Here is a 6,044-nt window from a genome sequence, read left to right on the forward strand (position 1 = left end):
GTTGCCAGGACATCACATTCTCCCCCCCCCCCCCCCTCGCATTCACCTCATCGAGCGCACACCGCAGCGTCGAGAGCAGACTCCCTGAACTCGCCCTTCAAGGCCACGGTCGCCTATCCACGCTGAAGTCAGCTATCGACGACGCCGTCGGCTATCGAGTCGCCGGTGCGTGCTGCGCAGACTAGGAGCGGAAGGGATCGAACTCCTCGAGCACATCGGTGACCAGGGCTGCGATCTCGGAGCGCTCCGACCTGGTCAGAGTGACATGGGCGAATAGATCGTGGCCCTTGAGCTTCTCGATCACCGCCGCGACGCCATCATGTCGACCCACTCGAAGATTGTCTCGCTGAGCTACGTCGTGGGTCAGCACCACCTTCGAATTCATGCCGATGCGAGAGAGCACAGTCAGCAGCACGTTGCGTTCCAGCGACTGTGCCTCGTCGACGATGACAAACGCATCATGCAGGGACCGGCCCCTGATGTGGGTGAGCGGCAGAACTTCGAGCAAGTCACGGTTCATCACCTCTTCGATGACGTTCTTACTGACCAGAGCTCCGAGCGTGTCGAAGACCGCTTCCGCCCACGGGTTCATCTTCTCGCCCTCGCTGCCGGGTAGGAACCCGAGGCTCTGGCCGCCTACGGCATAGATCGGGCGGAAGACCATGATCTTCGAATGTCTGTTCTCCTCGAGCACCTTCTGCAGGCCCGCCATGAGCGCGAGTGCGGACTTCCCCGTTCCGGCTCGACCTCCCAAAGATACGATTCCCAGCGCATCGTCGAGGAGCATGTCGATGGCTACTCGCTGCTCGGCGGAGCGGCCATGGACACCGAAGATGTCACGATCACCGCGAACCAGCGACACCCGCTTGCCCGAGCGGACACGACCGAGTGCGGAGCCACGAGGTGAGGTGATGACGACGCCGGTGTTGACGACCTCATCGGAGACCGCTTGGGTGGTGGTCCACCCCTCTTCGTAGAACTGCGACATCTCGGCCTCGTCCAGCGACAGTTCACTCATCCCCGTGAACCCGGAGTCGGTGGCCAGCTCCGCCAGATACTCCTCGGCGTGCAGCCCGAGGGCCGAAGCCTTCACACGCATCGGAACGTCCTTCGTGACCACAATGACGTCCTGACCTTCAGCGGCCAGATTTCGGGCCACGGCGAGGATACGAGTGTCGTTCTCCGAACGATCGAAGCCGATCGGCATCGTCGATGCATCGACATGATTGAGTTCGACCCGCAATGTGCCGCCGGCTTCACCGACAGGGATCGGCTCATCGAGCCGGTCGAACTCGGATCGGAAGTCATCGAGGATGTGCAATGCTTTGCGGGCGGTGAAACCGAGTTCCGGATGATTGCGTTTGGCTTCCAGCTCGGAGACGACGACAAGCGGAATGACGAGATGGTGCTCTGCGAATCTCAACAGTGCCCCCGGATCTGAGAGCAGCACCGAGGTGTCGAGAACGTAAGTGTGGATATGTGCGGTCATGAGGACCCCTGTGGCGTGAGTACCGCCGAGATCCGAGTCTTGACATCCCCCTGATCTCGGGTTGGTGTCGACCAACTACTGCCAACCTATCCCCGAACCGATGCCGACTGAGTGACGGCACGCGTGTTCGGGAGAGTCGTGGGCGTGAACTTCGTATGAACCGAGGTGAGCCCGAGACCTATTTTCCGAAGCGCCGCTGGCGCAGTCCGTAGTCCCGGACCGCACGTAGGAAGTCGGTGCGACGGAAGTCGGGCCAGTACGCTTCGCAGAAATAGAACTCCGAGTAGGCGCTCTGCCACATGAGGAATCCGGACAGGCGCTGCTCACCGGAGGAACGGATGATGAGGTCAGGGTCCGGCTGACCCTTGGTGTAGAGATGTTCGCTGATCTGCTGCGGGGAGAGTTCGGAGATGATCGTCTCCAGGTCTGTGCCCTCATCCGTGCGCAGACGCAGCAGCGACTTCACCGCGTTGACGATCTCCTGCCGTCCTCCGTAGCCGACGGCGACGTTGACGCGCATCTGGCAGTCCCCCGTCGATGTGGCCGCTTCCAAACGTGCCCGCAGGCCAGGTGGCAGGATCTCCAGGTCCCCGACCAACTGCACACGCACGCCCTTGAGTGCCGCGATCTTCTCGACCAGATCGGAGATGATCTCGATGAGGACCTCAACCTCCTCGGCGGATCTGGCGAGGTTCTCCTTGGACAGGACGTAGAGAGTGACGATATCGACGTCGATCTCGTCGCACCAGCCGAGGAACTCGACGATCTTCTCTGCTCCGGCCCGGTGCCCGTCGGCGGTGGTGGCACCGAATTCCTTCGCCCAGCGCCTGTTGCCGTCAGTGATGACACCGACGTGCCTGGGCACGGGTACAGATTTGTCCAGCTCGCGCAGGAGCCGCCGCTCATAGAGACGGTAGAGCAGGCTCACCGGTCGCGCCACACTGTCCTCTTTCACACTCGATTTCCGGTCGGTTCGACCACCTTACACAGTACTATCCCGAACGGCTTCACGTCGTCGTCGGCTCCGCCGGAGGTGCCGTTGCACGTTCCCTCAGCTGAGGTCGATATCCTGGAACCATGAACGCTCCAGTCACTGAACCATCTTCACCCGGCTCCGAAGGTCAGCGGTCAGTCGACTCCACACCCTCAGCTGAGTCGCGGTCCGGCTACCCTGTGCACATTGCCCGCAGGCGCTCGGCTCTGCGGCGTGAGTTGGACAAGTTGGCCGGTCAGGTCAAACCCAAGCTGCGTGGATGGTTCCATGCCGCAGCCTTTCCATTGGCGATGGTCGGCGGCCTGGCTCTGGTCATCATCTCCCCCACCATCGAGTCGCGGATCGCCGCCGCGATCTTCGCCATCACCGGGATGCTGCTCTTCGGGACCTCCGCTGTCTACCACCGGGGACGGTGGCGCACTCGGGCTCGACTGATCCTGCGCCGACTCGACCATGCGAACATCTTCCTCATCACCGCGGGCACCTATACGCCCCTGGCGGTGCTGACCCTGCGCACAGACCAGACGATCCTGCTCCTGTCCGTCCTCTGGGGCGCAGCCATCCTGGGGGCGGCCTTCAGGACCATCTTCACAACCGCGCCGAGGTGGCTCTTCGTTCCCATCTATGTGGGCTTCGGCGTCGCCGGAGTCGGCTACATCCCCCAGATCTGGGCGAGCAATCCCGCAGTGGGAATCCTCGTCGTGGCAGGCGGAGTCTGCTATGTCGTCGGTGCCGTGATCTACGGAATCAAAAAGCCCAATCCCTCACCGAAGTGGCTCGGCTTCCACGAGATCTTCCATATTCTCACTATCGCCGGCTACGGCTGCCATCTTGCCGCACTCCTTGTCGCCGCGGTGGCCGCCTACTAGGCGCCTGCTGCCGGCTGGGCTCGTACTCAGCTGAAGGGCTTGTGCTGCTCGACGCTCTGACCCGGTTAGCCCCGCCCTGCGTCGCCGGACTCAGTCTTCGAATTCTCGGCCTCGACCGGCGACGATTCCTCTTCCGCGACCGGTGCAGACTCGCCTGAGAGCTTCGACTGGTTGGGCACAGCATGCTTGCGCATCGGGATCGGATACGCATCATCGGCATGGGCCCGTGCGCGCACACGCCGAACTCGTTTGAGCGCGTCACGAATGAGGAAGATCACGAAGATGACGATCACCAAAGTCGACAGAAAGCCGATCGTGCCGGGAGTGACCAGATCGGGGTCAGGGCCTCCGCTGGGGGTCGCGCCCTGCGCTGCAGCCAGATTCATGCACTCTCACCTGTCACTTCGTCGTAGTCGTCTTCGTCTGGTGATGCAGGAAGCATGCCCTCTGCCGGCACCTTGCGACCATCATCCATGGTCACCGAAGCGAAGAGGTCCGTCTCTTGGAAATCAACGCCGGGAGTCAGAGGCGTCCGGCCGGTGTTGTCGACAGCCAGTTCGAACTCCTCCGTGGGCCAATACGTCCGCGCGGCTTTACGCGAGGCGGAGAAGAACCCGCCCTCCGGGTCGATCTGTGTGGCGTGAGAGAGAAGAGCACGATCACGTGAGGGGAAGAATTCCGCGCAGTCGATCGTCGTGCTCAACCAGTTGACCCGCTGGGCATCGCGCTTCTTGAAGTCCTCGATGTGGTCGGCGAAGGGCGACTCGAGACCCGCCTCTGTCATCTTCTCGTGGATGGTCACCCACTTCTTCGCGGACAGGTCCTGATTGAAGTAGACCTTCTCAACCTGCCAGGGCTCGCCGAGTTCCGGATTCTTCTCCGGGTCGGCTGCGGCCGCCACAGCCGCCATCGTCACGGCATGGTTTTTGATGTGATCGGGGTGAGGGTACCCGCCCAGCTCGTCGTAAGTCGTCACAACCTGAGGTCGGAAGCTGCGAATGATGTGCACCAGGGGCAGCATGGCCACCTCGTCGGGGACACGGTAGAAGCAGCCGGGAGGCGTCTGGTTGTCGAAGTCACCATCGGGCAGTCCTGAATCGACGTGACCGACCCACACGTGCTCGGCGCCCAGAGCCGCTGCGGCCGTGGCCATCTCCTCGCGACGCAGGCCCGCGATATCGCGGCTGGCCTTCGGGCTCTGCAGCAGTGCAGGGTTGAGGATGTCTCCGGCTTCACCACCGGTCATGCTGGCGATGAGGACTCGAGCTCCGAGTGCCGCGTACTTCGCACTCGTGGCCGCACCTTTCGAGGATTCGTCGTCAGGATGAGCATGAACCGTCAGCAGACGCAGTCCATGGTACGGAAGCGAAGTCATGTTTGGTGTGTCCCTTTCGATTCAGCCTGGTGACGTTCCGTTTCCTGCGCAATGGCTGAAATGATCGCAGGAGACGGATCGACTACTCTAGATTAGTGCGCAATGTTCGTAGATGAGGAATTCAATGACTGAGGTAACAGTGGACAAGCCACTGCATGATGATCGATACGGCCGTGTCCGCGAGCCCAAACGGCATCTCGGAAAAACAGCCAAGATCATCGCCGTCGTCATCGTCTCTGCCCTGATCATCGCGATTGCGTTTGTGGCATTTCGTCCACAGACCAGTCCCACGACCCCCAAGACACTCGACTATTCAGTTGTCGACTCTTCGTTAACACAGGTCACCGTGGCAATATTTCCTGATCAGGATCGGGATGTTCACTGCATCGTGCAGGCGACGAACGAGAATGAGGCCATTGTCGGCTTCACCGAGATCACTCTCCCGGCCGATCCCGCCGCCGACCCCAACTCGCCCAGACAGATGGACGTCGATCTGGCCACGACACAATTCGCGTCGTCCGGGCACGCCGACGCCTGCTGGTTCGAATAGCAGCTTCTGCACGCATCCTGTGGAGCACGATGCGCCTCGCATCCGTCACGAACACACCGCCCACAACATCTGTAAGCGCGCGTGACGGAGATCATCGTTTTCGCGTGCAGATGCGTTAGACTGTAGTTTCATTCAACATCCGGGCGTACCCAACGCCCGGTTTTTCGTTGCCTGACGCGCCTGTCAGTGCACCGAACCGAAGAAGGAGAAGTCATGACCGAGGATGTCACCCAGGAAGAAACATGGTTGACTCAGGAAGCCTTCGACCGCCTGTCGCAGGAACTTGAACACCTCTCCGGACCGGGACGTGCAGAGATTGCTGAGAAGATCGAAGCCGCCCGCGACGAGGGTGACTTGAAGGAGAACGGCGGCTACCACGCGGCGCGCGAGGAGCAGGGCAAACAGGAGGCTCGCATTCGCCAGCTCGAGCTGCTCCTGCAGTCCGCGAAGGTCGGATCCAGCGACAGCGATGGAAAAACCGTCTCCCCCGGTTCCGTCGTCACCGCGAAGGTGGCCGGAAACGAGATGCGGTTCCTGCTGGGCAGCCGTGAGATCGCCGGCGATTCGGATATCGACGTGTTTTCGGAGAAGTCCCCACTGGGCGCCGCGGTGCTCGGTGTCGCCGTCGGAGGAAAGACCAGCTACGAAGCTCCCAACGGCAAGGAGATCAAGGTCGAGGTCACGGGCATCGAACCTTTCTCCGGCTGATCGAAGGACCCGAACGGGTTCAGCCACCAAGCAGAATGAAGCAGTGGGGGGGGGATGAT

The 6,044-nt window shown here is 61.5% G+C and carries 7 protein-coding genes; 3 read left to right on the forward strand and 4 right to left on the reverse strand.

Annotated elements, in window-relative coordinates; translation table 11 throughout:
- Positions 1-181: 181 nt before the first annotated feature.
- Positions 182-1,489, reverse strand: coding sequence for an RNA 5'-3' helicase PhoH2 (phoH2, locus tag ACE03M_RS11365; RefSeq protein ID WP_143921268.1), 1,308 nt, complete (start codon positions 1,487-1,489; stop codon positions 182-184).
- Positions 1,490-1,667: 178 nt separating this feature from the next.
- On the reverse strand, positions 1,668-2,429 hold the full coding sequence (locus ACE03M_RS11370; RefSeq protein ID WP_143921267.1) for an isoprenyl transferase: 762 nt from the start codon (positions 2,427-2,429) through the stop codon (positions 1,668-1,670).
- Between the two features lie 137 nt (positions 2,430-2,566).
- On the opposite strand from ACE03M_RS11370, the gene trhA reads away from it, so the two are divergent.
- Positions 2,567-3,352, forward strand: coding sequence for a PAQR family membrane homeostasis protein TrhA (gene trhA, locus ACE03M_RS11375; RefSeq protein WP_143921266.1), 786 nt, complete (start codon positions 2,567-2,569; stop codon positions 3,350-3,352).
- A 65-nt stretch (positions 3,353-3,417) separates the two neighbouring features.
- Here trhA and ACE03M_RS11380 read toward each other — a convergent pair whose 3' ends face one another.
- Entirely contained in the window at positions 3,418-3,738 is a 321-nt protein-coding gene (locus ACE03M_RS11380; protein WP_485934023.1) for a hypothetical protein, read from the reverse strand.
- The gene (gene mca / locus ACE03M_RS11385) at positions 3,735-4,727 is read right to left on the reverse strand and encodes a mycothiol conjugate amidase Mca (RefSeq protein WP_143921264.1); all 993 of its coding nucleotides are present in this window, start codon (positions 4,725-4,727) and stop codon (positions 3,735-3,737) included. The genes ACE03M_RS11380 and mca overlap by 4 nt, the downstream gene beginning before the upstream one ends.
- A 124-nt stretch (positions 4,728-4,851) precedes the next feature.
- Here mca and ACE03M_RS11390 point away from each other — a divergent pair, with 124 nt between their 5' ends.
- Positions 4,852-5,277 (forward strand): DUF4307 domain-containing protein, encoded by a 426-nt coding sequence (locus ACE03M_RS11390; protein ID WP_485934024.1) that lies wholly within the window; start codon positions 4,852-4,854, stop codon positions 5,275-5,277.
- Between the two features lie 213 nt (positions 5,278-5,490).
- Complete coding sequence (gene greA, locus ACE03M_RS11395; protein WP_143921263.1) at positions 5,491-5,985, forward strand: transcription elongation factor GreA; 495 nt, start codon at positions 5,491-5,493, stop codon at positions 5,983-5,985.
- Positions 5,986-6,044 lie beyond the last annotated feature (59 nt).

It is taken from the genome of Brevibacterium sp. AGC70 (genome assembly GCF_057334195.1).